The organism is Actinomycetospora sp. CA-101289, from assembly GCF_050955895.1.
Classification (GTDB): domain Bacteria; phylum Actinomycetota; class Actinomycetes; order Mycobacteriales; family Pseudonocardiaceae; genus Actinomycetospora.
Genome location: NZ_CP192093.1, coordinates 3,675,791 through 3,695,668 on the forward strand (window position 1 = coordinate 3,675,791; position 19,878 = coordinate 3,695,668).

The 19,878-nt window shown below is 75.9% G+C and carries 22 protein-coding genes; 10 read left to right on the top strand and 12 right to left on the bottom strand.

The window, feature by feature from the left end; genetic code table 11:
* Positions 1–9 precede the first annotated feature (9 nt).
* On the bottom strand, positions 10–303 hold the full coding sequence (locus ACQPX6_RS18285; RefSeq protein WP_433781750.1) for a hypothetical protein: 294 nt from the start codon (positions 301–303) through the stop codon (positions 10–12).
* 304 nt (positions 304–607) lie between these two features.
* On the opposite strand from ACQPX6_RS18285, the gene ACQPX6_RS18290 reads away from it, so the two are divergent.
* Both ACQPX6_RS18290 and ACQPX6_RS18295 read left to right on the top strand, forming a co-directional pair.
* Positions 608–1,243 carry a GNAT family N-acetyltransferase gene (locus ACQPX6_RS18290; RefSeq protein WP_433781751.1) on the top strand — a complete coding sequence of 212 codons (636 nt, stop codon included), beginning with the start codon at positions 608–610 and terminating at the stop codon, positions 1,241–1,243.
* A 35-nt stretch (positions 1,244–1,278) separates the two neighbouring features.
* The gene (locus tag ACQPX6_RS18295) at positions 1,279–2,028 is read left to right on the top strand and encodes an LppM family (lipo)protein (RefSeq protein ID WP_433781753.1); all 750 of its coding nucleotides are present in this window, start codon (positions 1,279–1,281) and stop codon (positions 2,026–2,028) included.
* Positions 2,029–2,040: 12 nt separating this feature from the next.
* Here the strand turns inward: ACQPX6_RS18295 and ACQPX6_RS18300 are convergent, their stop codons facing one another.
* A complete protein-coding gene (locus ACQPX6_RS18300) occupies positions 2,041–2,925 on the bottom strand; it encodes a methylenetetrahydrofolate reductase (protein WP_433781755.1) in 885 nt (294 codons plus the stop codon).
* Between the two features lie 129 nt (positions 2,926–3,054).
* On the opposite strand from ACQPX6_RS18300, the gene ACQPX6_RS18305 reads away from it, so the two are divergent.
* From ACQPX6_RS18305 to ACQPX6_RS18320, 4 genes are read left to right on the top strand one after another with little or no spacing between them, the layout of a single operon-like run.
* Positions 3,055–4,215 carry a polyprenyl synthetase family protein gene (locus ACQPX6_RS18305; protein ID WP_433781757.1) on the top strand — a complete coding sequence of 387 codons (1,161 nt, stop codon included), beginning with the start codon at positions 3,055–3,057 and terminating at the stop codon, positions 4,213–4,215.
* Positions 4,216–4,249: 34 nt separating this feature from the next.
* Positions 4,250–5,761, top strand: a complete 1,512-nt coding sequence (crtI, locus tag ACQPX6_RS18310; protein WP_433781759.1) for a phytoene desaturase family protein — start codon at positions 4,250–4,252, stop codon at positions 5,759–5,761.
* On the top strand, positions 5,758–6,738 hold the full coding sequence (locus ACQPX6_RS18315) for a phytoene/squalene synthase family protein (RefSeq protein WP_433781761.1): 981 nt from the start codon (positions 5,758–5,760) through the stop codon (positions 6,736–6,738). The genes crtI and ACQPX6_RS18315 overlap by 4 nt, the downstream gene beginning before the upstream one ends.
* Positions 6,735–7,091: a hypothetical protein gene (locus tag ACQPX6_RS18320; RefSeq protein ID WP_433781763.1), complete on the top strand. Its 357-nt coding sequence runs from the start codon at positions 6,735–6,737 to the stop codon at positions 7,089–7,091. The genes ACQPX6_RS18315 and ACQPX6_RS18320 overlap by 4 nt, the downstream gene beginning before the upstream one ends.
* On the opposite strand, the gene ACQPX6_RS18325 is transcribed toward ACQPX6_RS18320, so the two are convergent.
* Positions 7,060–7,422 (bottom strand): Rv2175c family DNA-binding protein, encoded by a 363-nt coding sequence (locus ACQPX6_RS18325; RefSeq protein WP_433781765.1) that lies wholly within the window; start codon positions 7,420–7,422, stop codon positions 7,060–7,062. The genes ACQPX6_RS18320 and ACQPX6_RS18325 overlap by 32 nt on opposite strands.
* Positions 7,423–7,427: 5 nt before the next feature.
* Positions 7,428–8,126: an alpha/beta fold hydrolase gene (locus tag ACQPX6_RS18330; RefSeq protein WP_433781767.1), complete on the bottom strand. Its 699-nt coding sequence runs from the start codon at positions 8,124–8,126 to the stop codon at positions 7,428–7,430.
* 93 nt (positions 8,127–8,219) lie between these two features.
* Between ACQPX6_RS18330 and ACQPX6_RS18335 the strand changes: the two genes are divergently transcribed.
* Entirely contained in the window at positions 8,220–9,470 is a 1,251-nt protein-coding gene (locus ACQPX6_RS18335; RefSeq protein ID WP_433781769.1) for a protein kinase domain-containing protein, read from the top strand.
* Here ACQPX6_RS18335 and ACQPX6_RS18340 read toward each other — a convergent pair whose 3' ends face one another.
* The 3 genes from ACQPX6_RS18340 to ACQPX6_RS18350 all read right to left on the bottom strand — a co-directional run bounded on the left by ACQPX6_RS18340 (position 9,471) and on the right by ACQPX6_RS18350 (position 12,179).
* Positions 9,471–10,871, bottom strand: coding sequence for a class II 3-deoxy-7-phosphoheptulonate synthase (locus tag ACQPX6_RS18340; protein ID WP_433781771.1), 1,401 nt, complete (start codon positions 10,869–10,871; stop codon positions 9,471–9,473).
* A 71-nt stretch (positions 10,872–10,942) separates the two neighbouring features.
* Positions 10,943–11,461, bottom strand: a complete 519-nt coding sequence (locus tag ACQPX6_RS18345; protein WP_433781773.1) for a polyadenylate-specific 3'-exoribonuclease AS — start codon at positions 11,459–11,461, stop codon at positions 10,943–10,945.
* Between the two features lie 25 nt (positions 11,462–11,486).
* Positions 11,487–12,179, bottom strand: coding sequence for a lysophospholipid acyltransferase family protein (locus ACQPX6_RS18350; RefSeq protein WP_433781775.1), 693 nt, complete (start codon positions 12,177–12,179; stop codon positions 11,487–11,489).
* A 294-nt stretch (positions 12,180–12,473) separates the two neighbouring features.
* Here ACQPX6_RS18350 and ACQPX6_RS18355 point away from each other — a divergent pair, with 294 nt between their 5' ends.
* Together ACQPX6_RS18355 and ACQPX6_RS18360 are read left to right on the top strand one after the other, a co-directional pair.
* Positions 12,474–13,277 carry an alpha/beta hydrolase gene (locus ACQPX6_RS18355; protein WP_433781777.1) on the top strand — a complete coding sequence of 268 codons (804 nt, stop codon included), beginning with the start codon at positions 12,474–12,476 and terminating at the stop codon, positions 13,275–13,277.
* Entirely contained in the window at positions 13,274–13,945 is a 672-nt protein-coding gene (locus ACQPX6_RS18360) for a hypothetical protein (protein WP_433781779.1), read from the top strand. The genes ACQPX6_RS18355 and ACQPX6_RS18360 overlap by 4 nt, the downstream gene beginning before the upstream one ends.
* Here the strand turns inward: ACQPX6_RS18360 and ACQPX6_RS18365 are convergent.
* From ACQPX6_RS18365 to ACQPX6_RS18385, 5 genes are all read right to left on the bottom strand, one after another.
* Positions 13,942–14,880, bottom strand: coding sequence for an ROK family protein (locus ACQPX6_RS18365; protein WP_433781781.1), 939 nt, complete (start codon positions 14,878–14,880; stop codon positions 13,942–13,944). The genes ACQPX6_RS18360 and ACQPX6_RS18365 overlap by 4 nt on opposite strands.
* Positions 14,874–15,695, bottom strand: a complete 822-nt coding sequence (locus tag ACQPX6_RS18370; RefSeq protein WP_433781783.1) for a hypothetical protein — start codon at positions 15,693–15,695, stop codon at positions 14,874–14,876. Before ACQPX6_RS18370 ends, ACQPX6_RS18365 begins: the two co-directional genes overlap by 7 nt.
* Positions 15,692–16,924 carry an ArsA family ATPase gene (locus ACQPX6_RS18375; protein WP_433781785.1) on the bottom strand — a complete coding sequence of 411 codons (1,233 nt, stop codon included), beginning with the start codon at positions 16,922–16,924 and terminating at the stop codon, positions 15,692–15,694. The genes ACQPX6_RS18370 and ACQPX6_RS18375 overlap by 4 nt, the downstream gene beginning before the upstream one ends.
* A complete protein-coding gene (locus ACQPX6_RS18380; RefSeq protein WP_433781786.1) occupies positions 16,925–17,353 on the bottom strand; it encodes an SRPBCC family protein in 429 nt (142 codons plus the stop codon).
* Between the two features lie 86 nt (positions 17,354–17,439).
* On the bottom strand, positions 17,440–17,853 hold the full coding sequence (locus ACQPX6_RS18385) for a polyketide cyclase / dehydrase and lipid transport (protein ID WP_433781787.1): 414 nt from the start codon (positions 17,851–17,853) through the stop codon (positions 17,440–17,442).
* Positions 17,854–18,002: 149 nt separating this feature from the next.
* Between ACQPX6_RS18385 and ACQPX6_RS18390 the strand changes: the two genes are divergently transcribed.
* Entirely contained in the window at positions 18,003–19,796 is a 1,794-nt protein-coding gene (locus ACQPX6_RS18390; protein WP_433781789.1) for an AMP-dependent synthetase/ligase, read from the top strand.
* The last annotated feature ends 82 nt before the right edge of the window (positions 19,797–19,878 follow it).

Below are 19,878 nucleotides of genomic sequence, written 5' to 3' on the forward strand. Positions count from 1 at the left end.
CGGTCGGGGTCAGGCGTCGGACCAGCGCAGGTCCCACACACCGGGGCCGGAACGCATGCGCAGGACGAACTCGCCGGCGGGCAGGTGCGGCTCGTCGGTGCGGCGGGCGAGCACCCGCCAGCAGCGGCACCGGTCGCCCCCGACGGGCATGGCCGACAGGAACGGCCACCGGGACTCCTCGATCCAGCGTTCGCGCACCTCTTCGACCAGGTAGTGGCTGTCGCGCCGGTTGGGGCGGCGATGGAACTCGACCGGGTCGCCGTCCGCGCAGCGGACCTGGACCGGCGAGGGAGTGCGGACCACGATGCGTCCTCCACGGCGGGCTCGTGCTCCTCGACCCGGGACCCGGGCCGAGCGGATGCCAGCCACCGTGGGGAGCCGGCGGCGTGCCGGGCGGCGGGGCGCTTCCCCCGCCCCGCCACCCGGGGCTATCGAACACGTGTTCGATGCGGACCAGTGAACCCGCTCGGGCCGGGGGTCGTCAAGTCGGTCCGGGCGGGACACTCCCGACGGGCGCATCGCCCCTCCGGAAGGCGGTGACGACGTGGTGAGATGGCTGCGTGCCGCCCGCGTCCGACGCCTCCGCCCGCGGCGCGGGAGCGGGACCGTGACCGCCGCGCCCGCCCGGGCCTCGATCGTCGACCTGTCCCCCGACGACCTCGCGGGGCGGCTCGACGAGGCGCTGACCGTCTACGTCCGCGCGATGGGCTACCCCCCGGGCACGGTCCGCCAGCGGCGCCCGATGTGGATCGAGCACTCGCGCCGCGCCGGCTGGCACGCCGTGGGGGCGTTCGGTCCGGACCGCTCGCTCTGGGGGATCGCCTACGGCTACCCGGGGGCGCGCGGGCAGTGGTGGTTCGAGGAGGTGCGCCGCGGCCTGCTCGGGGCCGGCGCGCCGGGCCGGGACCTGGCCGCGACCGTCCTCGAGGAGTACTTCGAGCTCACCGAGCTCCACGTCCGTCCCGACGTCCAGGGCGACGGCGTCGGCGAGGCCCTCGCGCGGCGCCTGCTCGCCCGCCCCACCGACCGCCACGTGCTGCTCTCGACCCCCGAGGCCGAGCAGCCGACGCGCGCCTGGTCGCTGTACCGCCGCCTGGGGTTCCGCGACCTGCTGCGCCACCACCGCTTCACCAGCGACCCCCGGCCCTTCGCCGTCCTGGGCCGCGAGCTGCCGCTCGACCCGCCCGGGCGCCCGGTCCCGCTGCCGGACCGCGACGGCGCGGTCCCGTGGGGCCGCACCTGACCGGCGTCGTCGGGGGTGCCTGGCACCATGCGCGGGTGCCCGCGCCCGCGCCCCACCCCGTCTCCCCCGCGGCCGCCGACGCCGTGCCCGCTCATGCCGTGCCCGCCCGGCCCGGTCCGGCCCGCTCGCGCCGCGGCCTCGTCCTCCTCGCGGTCCTGCTGATGCTGGTGGGCGTCCTCGGTGCGGGGTGCGTGCGGGTGCGCGCCGGTATGGCGGTCTCGCCGGAGGACCGGGTGTCCGGCGTGGTCGACATCGCCACCCCGGACGGCTCGCCGGCCGGGCAGGGCCCGCCGCTGCAGGTGCCCGACGACCTCAGCGGCGACGTCAGCGTCGAGCGCTACGAGCAGGACGGCTACATCGGCTCGCGCGTGCGCTTCGACGACCTCTCGTTCGACGAGGTCACGCGCGTGCTGCCGGCCATCAGCCCCACGAGCACGCAGGCGATCCGCGTGCAGATGCGCCGGGCCGGCGACCGGGTGGTGGTCAGCGGGCAGGTCGACCTCACCCGGGTCGCGCCCGAGAGCTCCGACGTGCAGCTCAAGATCGCGTTCCCGGGCTCGATCCGCCAGACCGACGGCACCGCGTCGCAGGGCGTCATCAGCTGGACGTTCCAGCCCGGCACGGTCACCGACGTCAACGCCGTGGTCGAGTACCCCGACCCCGACGCCCCGTCGTGGATCGGCTGGTCGCTGCTGCTGTTCCTGGTGGTCGGGGCGGCCGTGGCGATCGTCTACGTGCTCGCCGCGTCGTCCCGCACCCAGTCGCGCAGCCGCGCCCGCCGCTGAGGGGAGAACCCGTCAGGTCTGCGCCGGCGCCAGGCCCAGCCGCTGCACCACGTCCACCACGGCGGGCGAGCGGTTCATGCTGATGTAGTGGATGTTCTCGACGCCTTCGTCGAACATCCGCTGCGACAGCTCGACGCACAGGTCGATGCCGGCCTCGCGGTAGCCCGACGCGTCCTCGGCCAGCGGCTCGAGCTTCTCGAGCATCGCCGCGGGCAGCGGGGCGCCCGAGAAGTCCGCGCCCCGCTCGGCCGACTTCGGCGTCGTCAGCGGCATCAGCCCCGGCATGATCGGGATGTCGCAGCCGGCGGCCGCGATGCGGTCACGCATCCGGAGGAACTGGTCGGCGTCGTAGAACATCTGCGTGATGGCGAACTCCGCGCCGGCCTTCACCTTCTGGATGAAGTACCGGGTGTCGGTGTCCTCGTCGATCGACCGCGGGTGCAGGTACGGGAAGGCCGCGACGCCGACGCAGAAGTCGCCGAGGCGGCGCACCATGTGCACGAGCTCCTCGGTGTAGCTCAGGCCCGCGGGGTGCGGCACCCAGTCGGCGTCCTTGTCCCCGGGAGGGTCGCCCCGGATCGCGAGCACGTTGCTGATGCCCGCCGCGAGGTACGAGCCGATCACCTGGCGCAGGTCCTCCAGCGAGGCGTCCACCGCGGTGAGGTGGGCCATCGCCGTCAGCGTGGTGTCGGTGGCGATGCGGCCGGTCGTCCGGATGGTGCGGTCGCGGCTGGAGCCGCCCGCGCCGTAGGTGACCGACACGAACGCCGGGTCGAGCGGCTCGAGCTGGCGGATCGTGCGCCAGAGGGTGGCCTCGCCCTCGTCGTTCTTGGGCGGGAAGAACTCCACCGAGAACGTGGGCACCCCGCGCTGGATGCGCTCCGTCACAGTAGCCATCCGGCGACCCTACGGTGACCGGAGGTGTGCGCGGGGGTCCGTTGTGACCGGGACCGCCCGATCAGCCGGGTACGCCGAGCGGCCCTACCCTCGGTGTCGACGGCACCCGCCCGGAGGGACAGAACGCGTATGACGGTCGGCGGAGCCTCGACGACGGCGGACCTCGGGCCCCCCGACCCGTTCGACGAGCCCACGCAGGACGGCACCCCGGCGACCCTGGCCGCCCTCGAGCGCGACCTCCCGACCGCGGTCACGGCCGACCTCGCGGACTACCTCGCCGACCGTCGCCACGCCTGCGCGGAGATCGCCGAGGAGTACGCCGGCGCCGTCGACGACCTCACCCGCTTCGTGCTCGCCGGCGGCAAGCGCCTGCGCCCGACGTTCGCGTGGTGGGGCTGGCGTGCCGCCGGCGGCGTCGACGCCCCGGCCGCGGTGCTGCGGGCCGTGAGCGCGCTCGAGCTGATCCAGGCCTGCGCGCTGGTGCACGACGACCTCATCGACGACTCGGCCACCCGCCGGAGCGAGCCGACCGTGCACGCCCGCTGGGCGGCCCGGCACGCCGACGCCGCGTGGGCGGGCGACCCCACCCGCTTCGGCGCGGCGGTGGCCATCCTGCTGGGCGACGTGGCGCTGGCCTGGGCCGACGACATGCTCCACGAGTCCGGCCTCGACCTCGCCGCCCTCGCCCGCGTCCGTCCGCCGTGGCGGGCGATGCGCACCGAGGTGCTGGGCGGGCAGTTCCTGGACGTCCAGGGCCACGCGTCGTCGGACTCGTCGCCCGAGACCGCGCTGCGCATCAGCCGCTACAAGACCGCCGCCTACACCGTCGAGCGCCCGCTGCACCTGGGCGCCGCCCTGGCCGGCGCGGACGACCGCACGGTGTCCGCGCTGCGCCGCTACGGCACCGACCTCGGCGTCGCCTTCCAGCTGCGCGACGACCTGCTCGGCGTGTTCGGCGACCCGGCCGTCACCGGCAAGCCCGCCGGCGACGACCTGCGCGAGGGCAAGCTGACCCTGCTCGTCGCGCTGTCCCGCGCGCACCCCGACCGGCGCACCGCCGCTGTCGTCGAGCGCGCCGTCGGCGACCCCGACCTCGACGTCGCGGGGGTCGACGCGGCCCGCGAGGCCCTCGTCGCGCTCGGTGTCGTCGACGACGTCGAGCGCCGCATCACCGAGCTGACCGCGTCCGCGGTCGACGCCGTGCGGGGCGCCGACGCCCCGACCCTGACCGCGCCCGCCCCGGAGCGGCTCGCCGACCTGGCCATCGCGGCCACCCGGCGGGCCCGCTGACCGGCTCATCCCACCAGGCCCACCCAGGAGCCCCGTGACCCGCACCGTCCAGTCCCCCACCGACCACGTCGTCGTCGTGGGCGCCGGCCTCGCCGGCCTCGCCACCGCCCTGCACCTGCTCGGCGCCGGGCGCCGCGTCACGGTGGTCGAGCGTGACCCCACCCCGGGCGGGCGCGCCGGGCGCCTCGACCTCCCTGGGAAAGGGCAGCACGCCGATAGGGGCTTCCACCTCGACACCGGCCCGACCGTCATCACGATGCCGGAGCTGATCGAGGAGGCCCTGGCCGCGGTCGGCGAGAAGCTCGGCGACCGCCTCGAGCTCGTCGACCTGCACCCCGCGTACCACGCGCGCTTCGCCGACGGCAGCGCGATCGACGTGCACACCGACCCCGGCGCCATGGAGCAGGAGATCCGGGACAAGGTCTCGGCGGCCGACGCCGAGGGCTACCGCCGCCTGCGGGCGTGGCTCACCCAGCTCTACCAGGTGCAGATGGCGACGTTCATCGACGCCAACTTCGACTCCCCGCTCGACGTGCTCTCCCCCGACCTCGCGCGGCTGGGCACCCTCGGCGGCTTCGGCCGGCTCGGGCCGAAGATCGGCAAGTTCCTCGGCGACGAGCGCCTCAAGCGGATCTTCTCCTTCCAGGCGCTCTACGCGGGGGTGCCGCCGGCCAAGGCGCTGGCGGCCTACGCCGTCATCGCCTACATGGACACGATCGCCGGGGTCTCGTTCCCGAAGGGCGGGGTGCGCGCGCTGCCCCAGGCCCTCGCCGACGCCGCGGCCGACGCGGGCGCCGAGTTCCGCTACGGCACCACGGTCACCGGGCTCGAGCGCTCGGGCGGGCGGGTGCGCGCGCTGCGCACCGTCCCCACCGACGACCCGACCGCCGACGGCGACCGGATCGTCGCCGACGCCGTCGTCCTGTCCGTGGACCTCCCCGCCGCGCACGCCCTGCTCGGCCGCGCGCCGAAGCGGGCGGTGCCGCTGCGCTGGTCGCCCTCGGCGTTCGTGTGGCACGCCGGTGTCCCCGCCGGCACCGGGCTCGGGCACCACACCATCTCCTTCGGCGACGCCTGGGCCGGTACGTTCGACGAGATCCTCCACCGGGGCCGGCTGATGTCCGACCCGTCGCTGCTGATCACCCACCCGACGGCCACCGACCCCTCGCTCGCCCCGGACGGCCACGAGCTGGTCAGCGTCCTGGCGCCGTGCCCGAACACCGAGGTCGCGCCCCTGGACTGGGAACGCGTCGGGCCGCGCTACCGCGACGAGCTGCGCGGCGTGCTCGCCGGGCGCGGGTTCTCCCTCGGCGAGCCGGTGGTCCAGCACACGATCACCCCCGCCGACTGGTCCGCCCAGGGCCTCGCCGCGGGCACCCCGTTCTCCGCGGCGCACACGTTCGCCCAGACCGGCCCGTTCCGGTCGGGCAACCTCGTGCGCGGCGAGGGCAACGTGGTGCTCGCCGGGTGCGGGACGACGCCGGGCGTCGGGGTCCCCACCGTCCTCGTGTCGGGCAAGCTCGCGGCGCAGCGGATCACCGGGTGAGCCAGACCGAGCTCGACGCCGCCGGCATCACCGACCCCGCCCTGCGCGAGGCCTACACCCGGTGCCGCGCGCTCAACGCCGCGCACGGACGGACGTACTTCCTGGCCACCCGCCTGCTCGCGCCCGCCCAGCGGCCCGCGATCCACGCGCTGTACGGGTTCGCCCGCATGGCCGACGACGTCGTCGACGACCCGGACGCCGACGCCTCGCCGGCGGCGATCGCGGGCCGGCTCGAGGAGGTCCGGGCCCGGATGCGCCGCGGGCTCGCCGGCACCGACCCGCGCACGCTGGTGTCCGAGGGCGAGCCGGTGGTGGCGGCGCTGGCGGACACCGTCGCCCGCCACGAGATCGCCCACCGGCACCTCGAGGACTTCATGGACGCCATGGCCATGGACCTCACGGTCACCGACTACCCGACCTTCGACGACCTGGCCCGCTACGTGCACGGCTCGGCGGCGGTGATCGGGCTGCAGGTGCTGCCGGTGCTCGGGACGGTCGGGCCGCGCGAGGAGGCCGAGCCCTACGCCGCGGACCTGGGCGTCGCCTTCCAGGTCACGAACTTCCTGCGCGACGTCGGCGAGGACCTCGACCGCGGCCGCGTCTACCTGCCCCGCGCCGAGCTCGCCGCGTTCGGCGTCGACCGCGACCTGCTCGCCTGGTGCCGGGACACCGGCCGGACCGACGCGCGCGTCCGGCGGGCGCTGGCCCACCTCGTCGCCCGCACCCGCGCCGTCTACCGGCGCGCCGACCGCGGGATCGCGATGCTGCACCCGGTGTCGCGGCCCTGCGTGCGCACCGCGCGCGTGCTCTACGGCGGCATCCTCGACGAGATCGTCGCCGCCGACTACGACGTCCTGCGCCGCCGCGTCGCGGTCGGCAACGGGCGGCGGGCCGCGGTCGCGCTCCCGCACCTGGCCCGCGCCGTCGGCACGCGGTGGCGGCGCCGTCTCGACCCCGCCCTCTCCCGCGCGGCGTGACCCTCGTCCTGGCCGTCGACGCCGCCTGCGCGCGCTGCCGCGCGGTGGGCGCGACGGTCGGGGCGACGGGGGGCGCCGACCTCGAGGTCCTGCCCCTCGGCGACTACCGCGTCGCCGGCTGGTGCGCCGACGCGGGGGTGGCCGGCGACGCACCGACCCTGCTGGAGATCGTCCCCACCGATGACGACGACCGAGTCCGGGCCTGGACCGGCCCGGCGATGGCGGCGGCGCTCGTGGCGCGGCTGGGCCCGCGGCGCACGGCGCGGCTCGTCGCGGCCCTGCGCGCGCACGGCGTGCTGGGCGCCGCGGCGAGCGGTGTGCTCAGAAGGCCATCGCCTGGGCGCGGCGCTTGACCTCGCGACCCCGGTCGGAGCGCAGCGCCTCGATCGGGGCGCCGGGCAGCGACTCGTCGTGCGCGAAGAGCCAGCGCAGGATCTCCGCGTCGCTGTAGCCGCCGTCGCGCAGCACCTGGATGGTGCCGGGGAGGCCCTTGACCACCCCCTCGTCGGTGAGGAAGGCGGCGGGCACGCTCCAGCGCTCGCCCTCGCGGACGCCCAGGAGCTGCCCCTGCTTGATCATCTGGCTGACGCGCGTGCGGGGCACGTCGAGGCGCTCGGCGACCTGGGCGAGCGAGACGACCTCGACGTCGTGGCCCACGAGCGCCGCGATACCTGACTCGGACACGGGGGTCACTGTGCCAGAGGAGGGGGTCCCGGGGGCACGTCCAGCCCCTCGCGCACCAGGACGTCGGGCTGCGCGAGCGCGAGGAGGTGGCCGCCGGGAAGGACGACCGGCTCGACGCCCGCGCGCTCGCGGGCCAGGCGCACCTGGAAGTCGGCGGGGAAGAAGCGGTCGTCGCGGCCCACCACCACGGTGACGGGCACGTCGGGCCATGCGGGCAGCGACCAGCCGTCGGCGAACGGGCCGTCGGACTGGTCACGCTGGTGCTCGGCGCCGGCGGCGACGACCTCGGGCGGGACGTCGTGGAGGAACTCGTACTCCGGGTCGAAGCCGGCGTCCTCCCGGCCGGCGGCGCGGACGGCGGCCTCCTTGGCCGCCCGGTGTCCGGAGTCGGTCCACCACTGCCCTGGCGTCTCGCCGACGGCGGGGACGGTGGCGTTGACCAGCACGAGTCGTTGCACGGGGACACGCCGCGCGACCTCCGCGGCCGTGAACCCGCCCAGCGACTGGCCCACGACGACGGCGTCGGAGCGGTCGCCCAGGGCGGCGAGGGCGACCTCGACGTACTGCGGGATCCCGGCGGAGGGGTCGTCGGCGGGCAGGTCGACGGCGATCGCCTCGTCGCCGCGCGCGGCGAGGATCGCCACGACCCGGTGCCAGTACCACGCGGCCCCGCCGGCGCCGGGGAGGAGGAGCCAGGTGGTCACGCGGCGCAGCCTAGGACCCTCACCCGACCGGGGCGCCGCGCGTCGCACGCGGGGATCCCCGCAGGTCACCGCGGTCCTCGTAGCATCGGGCGCATGGCCGCGCCGACCGCCCACCCCGCGGGGACGGTGCTGGAGGGGCGCTACCGGGTCGACGGGCTGCTGGCGCGCGGCGGCATGTCGGTGGTGTACCGCGGCTCGGACCTGCGCCTCGACCGCCCCGTGGCGATCAAGGTGCTCGACCGGACGCTCGCCCGCGACCCGGCGTTCGTGCGGCGCTTCGAGCGGGAGGCCCGGGCCGCCGCGCGGCTCGCGCACCCGGGCGTCGTCGCCGTCCACGACCAGGGGCGGGACCCGGACGGCACCGTCTTCCTCGTCCTCGAGCTCGTCGAGGGCGGCACGCTGCGCGACGTGCTGCGCGACGAGGGCCGCCTGCACCCGGCGACGGCGCTGACGGTCGCCGAGCAGGTGGTCACGGCGCTGCAGGTCGCCCACGACCGCGGCCTCGTGCACCGCGACGTCAAGCCCGAGAACGTGCTCGTGGGCAGCGACGGGTCGGTCAAGGTCGCCGACTTCGGCCTCGTCGCCGCCGCGTGGGAGACCGACGGTGCCGACGATCTCGAGAGCAGCGGCGAGATGGTGCTCGGCACCGTCGCGTACCTGGCGCCCGAGCAGGTCACCGAGGGCCGGGCGGACGCGCGCAGCGACCTCTACGCGGCCGGGATCGTGCTGTTCGAGCTGCTCACGGGCGCGCCGCCGCACGGTGGGGACGACGCGGTCACCATCGCCCGGCGCCACGTGCACCACGACGTGCCGCCGCCGTCGTCGCTGGTGGGCGGCGTCCCGCGGGCCCTGGACCGGCTGGTGCTCGCCGCCACCCGCCGCGACCCGGAGGAGCGGCTCGCCGACGCCCGCGCGTTCCTGGCCGCCGCGCGGGGCGTGCGCATCGACGCCGACCTGCCGTTCCACCCCGTGCCGCCGCCCCGGCGCCGGGCCGCGACCGGGGCGTCGCAGCCGTTGCGGGGCACGCGGCTGCTCGACCTCGACACCGGGCCGGGCGACCGGCCGCCCCGGGGCGGCGCGGCGTGGGACGAGGACGACGACCTCGACGACCGCTGGGACGACGACGACTGGGACGCCGACCCGGACGAGGAGGACGACGAGGTCCCTGCCGGGCGGCGGAGCCCCGACGCGCCCGTGGACGACGTCGACGTGGCCATCGAGAGCATCGAGCGCCGGCGTGCCCGTGCCCGCTCGCGACGCCTGCTCAGCGCCTGGCTGGTGCTGATCAGCGTCGCGACGGTGGCCGCGGGCGCCGCCGGCTGGGGCCTGGGCCTGCCGGGGTGACTAGCCCCGGAGCATCTCCGCCACGAGGAACGCGAGCTCGAGCGACTGCTGGGTGTTCAGGCGGGGGTCGCAGGCCGTCTCGTACCGGCCGGCGAGGTCGGTGTCGGAGATGTCCTGGGCGCCGCCGAGGCACTCGGTGACGTTCTCGCCGGTGAGCTCGACGTGGATGCCGCCCGGGTGGGTGCCGAGGCGCTGGTGGACCTCGAAGAAGCCCTGGACCTCGTCGACGACCTGGTCGAAGTGCCGGGTCTTGTAGCCGGTGGTGGCCTCGACGGTGTTGCCGTGCATCGGGTCGCACTGCCAGATGACCTGGTGCCCGGACGCCGTGACCTTCTCGACGATGCCGGGCAGCACGTCGCGCACCTTGCCCGCGCCCATCCGCGAGATCAGCGTCAGCCGGCCCGGCTGGTGGTGGGGGTCGAGGCGCTCGACGTACTCGACGGCCTGCTCGGGCGTGGTGCCCGGGCCGATCTTGATGCCGATCGGGTTGGCCAGCAGCTCGGCGAACGCGATGTGGGCGCCGTCGAGGTCGCGGGTGCGCTCGCCGATCCACAGGAAGTGCGCGCCGAGCGAGAACAGGCGGGTGTCCTCGGTGCTCGTCGCCTCCACCCGCGAGTCCAGCCGCAGCAGCGCGCGCTCGTAGTCGAGCACCAGCGCCTCGTGGCTGGCGAAGATCTCGGTGCCGCGCAGCGAGTGGTCGGTGACGCCGGCGGCGTTCATGAACCGCAGCGCCCGGTCGATCTCGGCGGCGACGGCCTCGTAGCGCTCCCCCGCGGCGGAGGTGCGCACGAACTCGCGGTTCCAGTCGTGGACCTCGTGCAGGTCGGCCATGCCGCCGGAGGTCAGCGCGCGGACCAGGTTCATCGCCGCGCCCGCGTTGGCGTAGGCGCGGATCATGCGGCCCGGGTCGGGGATGCGGCGCTCGGCGTGCGCGGCCAGGGAGTTGACCATGTCGCCGCGGTAGCTGGGCAGCCCGAGCGCGTCGGTGGGCGACGAGCGCGGCTTGGCGTACTGCCCCGCGATGCGCCCGATCTTGACCACGGGCATCGAGGCGCCGTAGGTCAGCACCACCGCCATCTGCAGCAGGGTGCGGATGTTGCCCCGCAGGTGGGGCTCGGTGTTGTCGGCGAAGGTCTCGGCGCAGTCGCCGCCCTGGAGCAGGAACGCCTCCCCGCGCGCGACGGCCGCCAGCTGCGTCTGCAGCCGGTCGACCTCGGCGGGCACGGTGATCGGCGGCACGTGCTCGAGGACCTTGCGGACGTCGGCGACCGCGTCCGGGTCGGGCCAGTCCGGTTGCTGCACCGCCGGGCGCGCGAGTGCCGCGTCCAGGCGCTCGCGCAGGTGGCCCGGCAGCGGGGGCAGGCCGGGCAGGGCATCCACGGGCAGGTCGACGGACCACACAGGACCGAGCGTAACCGTGCCCCGGCGGCCCCGGACGTGTTCCCCACGACGCGGGCCGGTCGCCCGTGTGCTCAGGCCCCGCCGACCCGCTCGCCCTCGTGCAGCCGGCGCCACCGTTCGTCGATCACGGCCCAGCGCGCGAGGTTGTGCCGGGCGTCCGCGAGCGCGTCGTGCGCGTCGTCCGGGGGCGGCGGCAGGTCGGGCCGGCCGACGTCCTCCCACCGCTGGCGCAGGTCGTGGGTGAAGCGCGGCAGGGCGCGGGGCAGCTCCGGCATCGCGCCCCAGAGCTGGGCGATCGTGACGTGGTCGTAGGCGGCGTACCAGGCCCACAGCTCGACCGGGCCCTCGCCCGCGCTGACGAACTCGAGGAACGCCTCGCGGATCGCCAGCCGGCTGCGCCACGCCGGGTTCGACATCGGCGGCAGCTTGTCGAGGACGTTGCGCCGCACCCAGGGGCCGGCGCGCATCGGGTCGAACTGGGTGGAGATCGCGTAGAACTCGCGGCCCTGCTCGTCGACCACGCCCACCGAGACCAGCTCGATGGTGGTCCCGTCCTCGATGAACTCGCAGTCGTAGAAGTACCGGGCCACGACGGTCATTGTCGCGAACGAGGGGTCAGGCCGCCTCCGGGGCCTCCTGCTCCTTCTTGGCGGTGCTCGCGTAGACGTCCACGTACTCCTGCTCGGAGAGCACCCGCACCGCGTCCATGATCTCGTCGGTCATGGCCCGCTCGACCTGCCGGTCGTCGGTGATGCCGTGGTAGCGGGAGAAGTCCAGCGGCTCGCCGATGCGGATCCCGATCCGGACCGGGCGCCAGTAGCGGGACCCGACGGGGTTCGCCCGATCGGTGCCGATCATGGCGACCGGCACGACGGGCACGCCCGCCTCGAGCGCCATCCGCGCGACGCCGGTGCGGCCCTTGTAGAGCCGTCCGTCGGGCGAGCGCGTGCCCTCGGGGTAGATGCCGAAGAGCCGACCCTCGCGCAGGATGCCGATGCCGGTCTCGAGTGCTGCCCGCGCGGCGCGCCCGCTGCCGCGCTCGATGGGCACCTGGCCCATGCCCGTGAAGAACCAGCGCTTGAGGGTGCCGACGAGTCCGGGCTGGGTGAAGTACTCCGACTTGGCCGGGAAGGCCATGCGCCGGGGCACCATCAGCGGCAGGACGAACGAGTCGAGCACCGCGAGGTGGTTCGAGGCGACGAGCGCCCCGCCGTGGCGCGGCAGGTGGTCGGCCCCCTCCACCCGCGGGCGGAACGCCAGCCGCATGAGCGGTCCCAGCAGGACGTACTTCATCACCCAGTACAGCACCGCGCTCCCGCCCCGAGGTCGTGCTCCGCCGCCGGGAGCAGGGTAGGCGGCGCGGGCCGCCCCGCGCACCGCCGTGGGCCGCCGGACACCCCGGCCGCGCGCCCGTCACGCACCCGCCCGGGGACCCGCGCCGACGGGCCCGCGCCCGTCCGGACCAGCGCGCGGACCGCCCGGCGCGTCGGGCCCCCCGCGACGTGACCCGACCGTGTGGGACATGCCACGATGGGGTTCCCCTCACCGCTCCCCGCCCCCCTCGCCCTCGCTCGAGGTGCGACGCGCCGTCCGGAGGACCACGTGCCCGTCATGCCCGGCGCCGAGCCGTTCGCCGCCGATCCCGGCGACGGGTCCCGGGAGATCGGGGTCGTGCTCAGCCACGGCCTCACGGGCACGCCCCAGAGCATGCGGGCGTGGGGCGAGCACCTCGCCGCCGAGGGCATCGGGGTGCGCGGCCCGCGGCTGCCCGGGCACGGCACCCGGTGGCAGGACCTCAGCCGCACCCGCTGGCCCGACTGGTACGCGACGGTCGAGCGCGCCGTCGACGAGCTGCGGGCGGAGTACCGCTCCGTGTTCGTCTTCGGGCAGTCGATGGGCGGCACGCTCACGCTGCGCCTCGCCCAGGAGCGGGCGGACGACGTCGCGGGCATCGCGCTGGTCAACCCGTCGGTCACCACGCTGCGCCGCGACGCCGCGATCGCCCCGTACATCCAGTGGCTGGTGCCGTGGGTGCCCGGCGTGGCCAACGACATCAAGAAGCCCGGGGTCACCGAGCTCGCCTACGACCGGATGCCCACGCGGGCCGCGGTCTCGCTGACCCAGCTCTGGAAGCTCGTCCGCGCGGACCTCGAGCGCGTCCGCTGCCCGGTCCTGCTGTTCCACTCCCCCACCGACCACGTCGTCGAGCCGCTGAGCAGCGACATCGTGCGGCTCGAGGTCGGCACCGACGACCTCACCGACGTGCCGCTCACCGACAGCCACCATGTCGCGACGCTCGACAACGACGCCCCGCTGATCTTCGACGAGAGCGTGGCGTTCGTCCGCCGCGTGCACGCCGCCCGCACCGCCGGACCCGCCGCCAGCACCCCAGGGATCCACGCATGACGTCGCCCGACCCGGACGAGATCCACCCCGACCCCACCCGTCCCGAGTCCGCGCGCCCCGACACGGCCAGCTCGCAGGACGGCGCCGACCCCGCCGGCCACGAGCCGGAGCACCCCGGGCTCCCCGACGACGTCGACGCCGCCTTCGCCGCGATCGTCGCCGACTGGGCGGCCGCCGGCGCACCCCGCTGGCCCGACGAGCTGCCCGACCTCCTGGCGCCCGGGCACGAGGACGGGCCGTCGTCCGGGCTGGGCACGGCCACGCCGCCCGGTGGTCAGCCCGACCTCGCCCCGGGCCGCACCGACGGCCCGATCGCCCGGCCCACGCCGCCGACCCCGCCCTCGCCGCGGCCCGAGAGCCGGACCTCGCGCACCGAGCGCCCGACGCCTCCGCGGGCGCACACGCCGCCGCCCGAGGACGAGCACTACGTGCCCCCGGAGCCGCCCCCGCTGCCGCGCCTGGGCCTGAGCAGCCTGCTCGGGCTCGCGCTGCTGGTGGTCGGCGTCGTGCTGCTCGCCGTGCCCGGCCTGCTGGGCGGCCCGGTGGGCCTGGGCATCGTGCCGGGGCTGCTGGCGATGACCGCGGGCCTCGGCTGGCTCGTGTTCGGCCTGCGGCGCGGCCGTGACGAGGGCCCGGCCACCGACCCGGACGACGGCGCCGTCCTCTAGCCCGCGCGCTCCCGGGCGTCGAGCGCCGCGCCCACCATGCCGGCGCGCCCGCCCAGCAGGGCCGGGCGCACGTCGGCGAGCCGCCGGTGGCGCCCGCCGGTGACCTCCTCGGCGTAGCGGGTGCGGGCCCGCGGCAGGTAGAGCGGCGCCGACGCCGACACCTCACCGCCCACGACGATCACGTCGGGGTCGAGGACGTCGGCGACCAGGGACAGGGCCTGGCCCAGCCAGTCGGCGAACTCGTCGACCACCCGGCACGCCAGGTCGTCGCCCCGCTCGGCGGCGTGCGCGACGTCGCGGCCGGTGATCGGCTGCGCCCGCTCCCAGTCCGCCCGCAGCAGCGAGAAGTCGTCGGTGCCGTCGAGCCGCTCCTCGGCGCCGCGGCCCAGCGCGGTGCCGCTGCAGTAGCGCTCGAGGCAGCCGCGCTTGCCGCACGGGCACGGGCGGCCGCCGCGGACGACCGTCAGGTGACCGAGCTCCGGGGCCACCCCGTACGCGCCGCGGAACAGGGCCCCGTCGACGAGCAGCGCCGCGCCGATCCCGGTGCCCAGCGCCACGAGCACGGCCACCGCCGCGCCCGCGGCCGCGCCCACGCGGTGCTCGGCCAGGCCCGCGGCGTTGGCGTCGTGCTCGAGGGTCACCGGCAGCCCGAGGCGCGCGCCGAGCCGGTCGACCACCGCGTCGTCGCGCCACGGCAGGTGCGCGCCGAAGGTGACGGTGCGCCGGTCGGGGTCGACGAACCCGGCCACCGCCAGCCCGACCGCGCCCACCGCGTGGTCGGCGGCGAGGCGCCCGACGAGGTCGGCGACGGTGTCGTCGAGGGCGTCGGGGCGGTCCGCGGTCGCCGCCGAGGCCTCGGCCAGGACCGTCCCGTCGGGGTCGACCACGCCGGCGCGCACCGAGGTCCCCCCGATGTCGACGCCGACGGTCAGCACGAGGCGCTGCTGTCGGGGCCGTCGCTGCCGGCGGCCCCGTCGTGGCGCGCGGGGCGCCGGATCGCGATCCGCTGCACCGACGGGCGCGCGCTGCCGCTCGCGGCGGGCGGCGTCGCGGCCCGGGCGCTGCGGACCGGGCGCGCGGGGGCCGGCTCGGGGGCCGGCGTGTCCTGCGCGGTGGTGGCCGCGTCGCCGTCGGTGGTGGGCACGCCCATCCCGCGGAACGCCGCGGAGCGCGGCGAGGCCCGGCGGACCGGCGGGCGACGGCGCCCGGGGACGCCGGTGGGACCGGGCGGGGTGGCGGGCTCGGCGGGATCCGGGGCTCCGGCGGACGACGGCTCGGGCTCGTGCGACGCACCGGATCCCCACCCGTCGAACGCCCCCCACTCGGCGGGCCAGCCGGGCGGCGCCGGCCGGGTCGCCGTGGACGGCGTCGCCACGGGCTCGCCCGGCGGGGGTGGCCAGGCGTGCTGGTGACCGTGGTCGTGACCGTGCCCCGGCTCCTGGTGCGCCTGCACCATGAGCCGCAGCAGCGTCATGAGACCCGAGGCCTGCTCGGCAAGGCGGGCGGTCAGCTCCGGCTGCTCCCCGCGCAGGGCGGCGACGAGCGCGCAGACCGGGCACCACGTGCAGGGTCCGGCGCTCTGCGCGGGACGGGTCGGCGCGCCGTCGGCCGGCGCGCCGCGGTCCACGCGGGTGCCGAGCCAGTCGAGCAGGGCGGACGCCGTGGCGCGCGCCTCCTGCGTCAGGCGCTCCTGCGCGGCGCGGGCGGCGTCGGACGCGGCTCCGGGGCCGTCCCCGTGCGGCGCGCTCACCGCATCCACACGGTGGGGTCGGGGCGGAAGACCACCGAGAGCACGTCCTCGTCCATGTCGGCGCCCGTGACCTCGCACCGGCGCAGCACGGGCGGGAGGGCGACCGAGCGCCGGCGCCCGTCGACGGTCACGGCGAGCTCGTCGCCGATGCGGGCGAGGTCCACCGCGGCCTCCCCGATGCCGGCGACGTGCAGGTCCAGGACGAACTCGCTCTCCGGGGCCGTCCCCGTGCCGGCCGTGCGGCGCACCGCCACGAGGGCGCGCCCGATCGGGCCGTCGAGGGGGTCGTCGTCGCCGTAGATCACCTCGGCCAGGTCGGCGAGGGCGTCGACGCCCACCGGCTCGCCCGCCTCGTGGGGCACGCGGCGCACGGGGACGTCGCCGCCGGCGCCGGCGAGGTCGGCGAGCACCGCCTCCTGCTCAGCGCGGCGCGCCCGCACCCAGGCGGCGGCCTCGCCGCGTCCCTGGCCCGCGTCGGGCACCAGGCGGTTGGCGACCATCCCGTCGACGTGCAGGCCGTGCAGCGCCAGCGCGGTGAGCGTGCGCCGGGTCTCGGCCGCGACGACCCGCTCGGGGGTCAGGACCAGGCGGATCGTGGTGGTCCGGTGGTCGGAGAGCAGGTCGCGCAGGCCCGCGAGCTGCTCGGCGAGCCGCGAGAGCGACGCCGCGGCCGCGTCCCACTTCGCGACCGTCGCGCTGCTGCCGGCGAGGCCCGCGAGGACACCCCGCACGGCGCGGCGGTGGGCGGGGAACAGCTTCTCGAGGTACGAGCCGAGGGCCTCGGGCAGGGAGAGCAGGCGCAGGGTCTCGGCGGTCGGCCCGCAGTCGACGACCACGACCTCCCACGGCCCGTCGATCGTCGCGCGCCGCACGTCCTCGAGGGCGAGCAGCTCCTCGACGCCGGGCAGGACGGTCAGCTCGTCGGCGACCATCTCGTCGACCCCGGCGCCGGCGAGGAGCGTGCGGAGCTGGGTGCGCAGGGGCTCCCAGGCGTCGTCGACGAGCGCGCGGGTGTCGATGTGCGCGGCGAACAGCCCGGGGTACGCCCGCGGCGCCACCTCGGCGGGGGTGCCGTCGAGGCGCGCGTCGAAGGCGTCACCGAGGGAGTGCGCGGGGTCCGCCGACAGGACGAGCACCTTGCGCCCCCCGCGGGCCAGCGCCACCGCGGTCGCCGCCGCCGTGGTGGTCTTCCCGACGCCACCCTTGCCCGTGAACAGCAGGACCCGCACTCAGCCCTCCACGCGCCGCTTCAGTCCCGTGAGCGCTTGGTCCATGATCCGCTTCTCGGCCCGGCGCTTGAGGAGGCCCGGCAGGGGCACCGCGAGATCCACCGAGAGCGTATAGGTCACCTCGGTGGCCGTGCCGTCCTCGGCCAGGCGGTAGCGGCCGCGCTGGGAGCGCTGCACCTGCCCGGACACGAGGTCCCACGTCACGCCGTCGGTCTGCCAGTCGTAGGCCAGGACGTAGGTGTCCTTGATCGGACCCGCGTCCAGGGAGAACTTGACCTGCTCGGGGCGGCCCTCGTCGTCGTGGGTCAGCACGGTGGCCGAGGTGATCGCGTCCGCCCACTCGGGATAGCGGTCGAAATCGGCGATGACCCCGAGCACGTCGGACGCCGGCGCCGCGATCGTGATGGATTGGGTCGACTCGTCGGCCATGGCGGGAGAGGCTACCGCTCGCGACGACGGCGATCGGCACGGGCGGGGGCGGGGTGGGGTCGTCACCGTGACGCGGACCTCACCGCTCAGCCGGACGTGACCGTGCCCTCGTCCCCCACGTGCGCGGGCGGGACGCCCGGGGGGCGGCCGGCCTCGAGGCGGTCCTTGAGCGCGAACGCGAGGACCTTGGCGCCACGCTGGCGGCGCACCACCTCACGGGTGGCGGCGCGGCGGCCCAGCGTCGCGCCGACCGGGTCGACGCGCAGGAACCAGTGCAGCACCGTGCCGTCGCCGACGGCCTCGAGCCAGACCTCCATGCTGCCGCGCCACGCGTCGCCCACGACGCTCCACCGCAGGCCCTGGGCACCGCGGTCGGCGAAGACCCGCAGGTCGAGGTCGGGCCACAGCAGCCGCCAGCGGGCCGGGTCGGCGAACTCCGCGGCCAGGCGCGCGGGGGGCACCGCGAGGAAGGTCTCGTCCACCACGTCGACGGCCGCCACGTTCCCAGCGTCGCAGGGTCCCCGGTGGGGGCCTGCGTCGGCCGTGTGGGCGATTCGTCCGGCTACTTGGAGGTAGAGGACGGGGGTGGGCGCCACTAGGGTCACGGGTCGACGACGCGACGAGGCGCGCGGGGCAGGAGTGGAACGAGATGCAGCAGTACGCGGAGCCGGCGGTCGCGAAGGTGGCCGACGACGACAACCTCACCGCGGCGCCGTGGGGCAACGCGGAGAGCCACGGGAACGACGTCGCGTACCGACACCTCGTCGACGACCAGTGGCGAGACATCACCTTCGCCGCCTTCCGCGACGACGTGGCGACGGCCGCGAAGGGCTTCATCGCGGCCGGCCTGCAGCCCGGCGACCGCGTCGGGCTGATCTCGCCGACCCGCTACGAGTGGACGCTGCTCGACTACGCGCTCTGGGCCGCGGGCGCGGTCACCCTCCCGATCTACGAGACCTCGTCGTCGGACCAGGTCGAGTGGTGCCTGTCCGACTCCGGCGCCAAGGCCGTGATCGTCGAGTCCGACGAGCACCGCGCGATCGTGGAGAACCTGCGCGAGAAGCTCCCCGAGCTGGAGCACGTCTGGCAGATCGACGGTGCCGACGGTGCCGTGGCCGCCCTGCGCGACGGCGGGGCGGACGTGGACGACGCGACGCTCGAGCAGCGCCGCACGGGCGTGCACGCCGACGACCTCGCGACGCTGATCTACACCTCGGGCACCACCGGGCGGCCCAAGGGCTGCGAGATCACCCACCGCAACCTGCTCTTCGAGGTCCGCGCGGTGGCCGACACGTTCTCCGACCTCATGCAGCCGGGCCACTCCACGCTGCTGTTCCTGCCGCTCGCGCACATCTTCGCCCGCGTCATCCAGTGCGCGGCGATGGAGTACCGCTACACGATCGGCCACTTCGCCGACACGAAGAAGCTGACCACCGAGCTGCCGCGCTTCCAGCCCGACTTCCTGCTCTCGGTGCCGCGCGTGTTCGAGAAGGTCTACAACGGCGCCAAGGTCAAGGCCCACAACGACGGCAAGGGCCGGATCTTCGACATGGCCGAGGCCACGGCCGTCGCCTACAGCGAGGCCCTCGACGCCGGCGGCCCCGGGGTCGCGCTGCGCCTGCGCCACGCGCTGTTCGACAAGCTCGTCTACGGCAAGCTCCGCGCCGCGCTCGGCGGGAAGTGCCAGGGCGCGGTGTCCGGCGGCTCGGCGCTCGGCGCCCGCATCGGGCACTTCTTCCGCGGCATCGGCGTGCCGATCCACGAGGGCTACGGGCTCACCGAGACCAGCGCGGCGATCACCGCCAACCCGAACCGGGCGATCAGGGTCGGCACCGTCGGCAAGGCGATCCCGGGCGTCACCATCGCCATCGCCGAGGACGGCGAGGTGCTGGCCAAGGGCGACGTCGTGTTCCGCGGGTACTGGAACAACCCCGACGCCACCAGCGAGGCGCTCGCCGACGGCTGGTTCCACACCGGCGACCTCGGCGGCCTCGACGACGACGGCTACCTCTCGATCACCGGGCGCAAGAAGGAGCTCATCGTCACCGCCGGCGGCAAGAACGTCGCCCCCGCGGTGCTCGAGGACCGGGTCCGCGCCCACCGCCTCGTCAGCCAGGCCCTGGTGGTCGGCGACAACCGGCCCTACATCGGCGCGCTGATCACCCTCGACGCCGAGGCCCTGCCCGGCTGGAGCTCGGAGCACGGCAAGCAGGGCTCGGACGCCGAGTCGCTCGCCGAGGACCCCGACCTCCAGGCCGAGATCGCCGGCGCCGTCGAGGAGGCCAACAAGGCGGTGTCCAAGGCCGAGGCGATCAAGCAGTGGCGCATCCTCACCAGCGACTTCACCGAGGACAGCGGCGAGCTCACCCCGACGATGAAGCTCAAGCGCAACGTCATCACCGAGCAGCGCGCCGCCGACATCGAGGCGGTCTACGAGCGCTGAGCCGCGCTTCGCGGACGAACGAACGGCGCTCTCGCTGCTTCGGAAGCAGCGAGAGCGCCGTTCGTTCTTTCAGGGTCTCCGC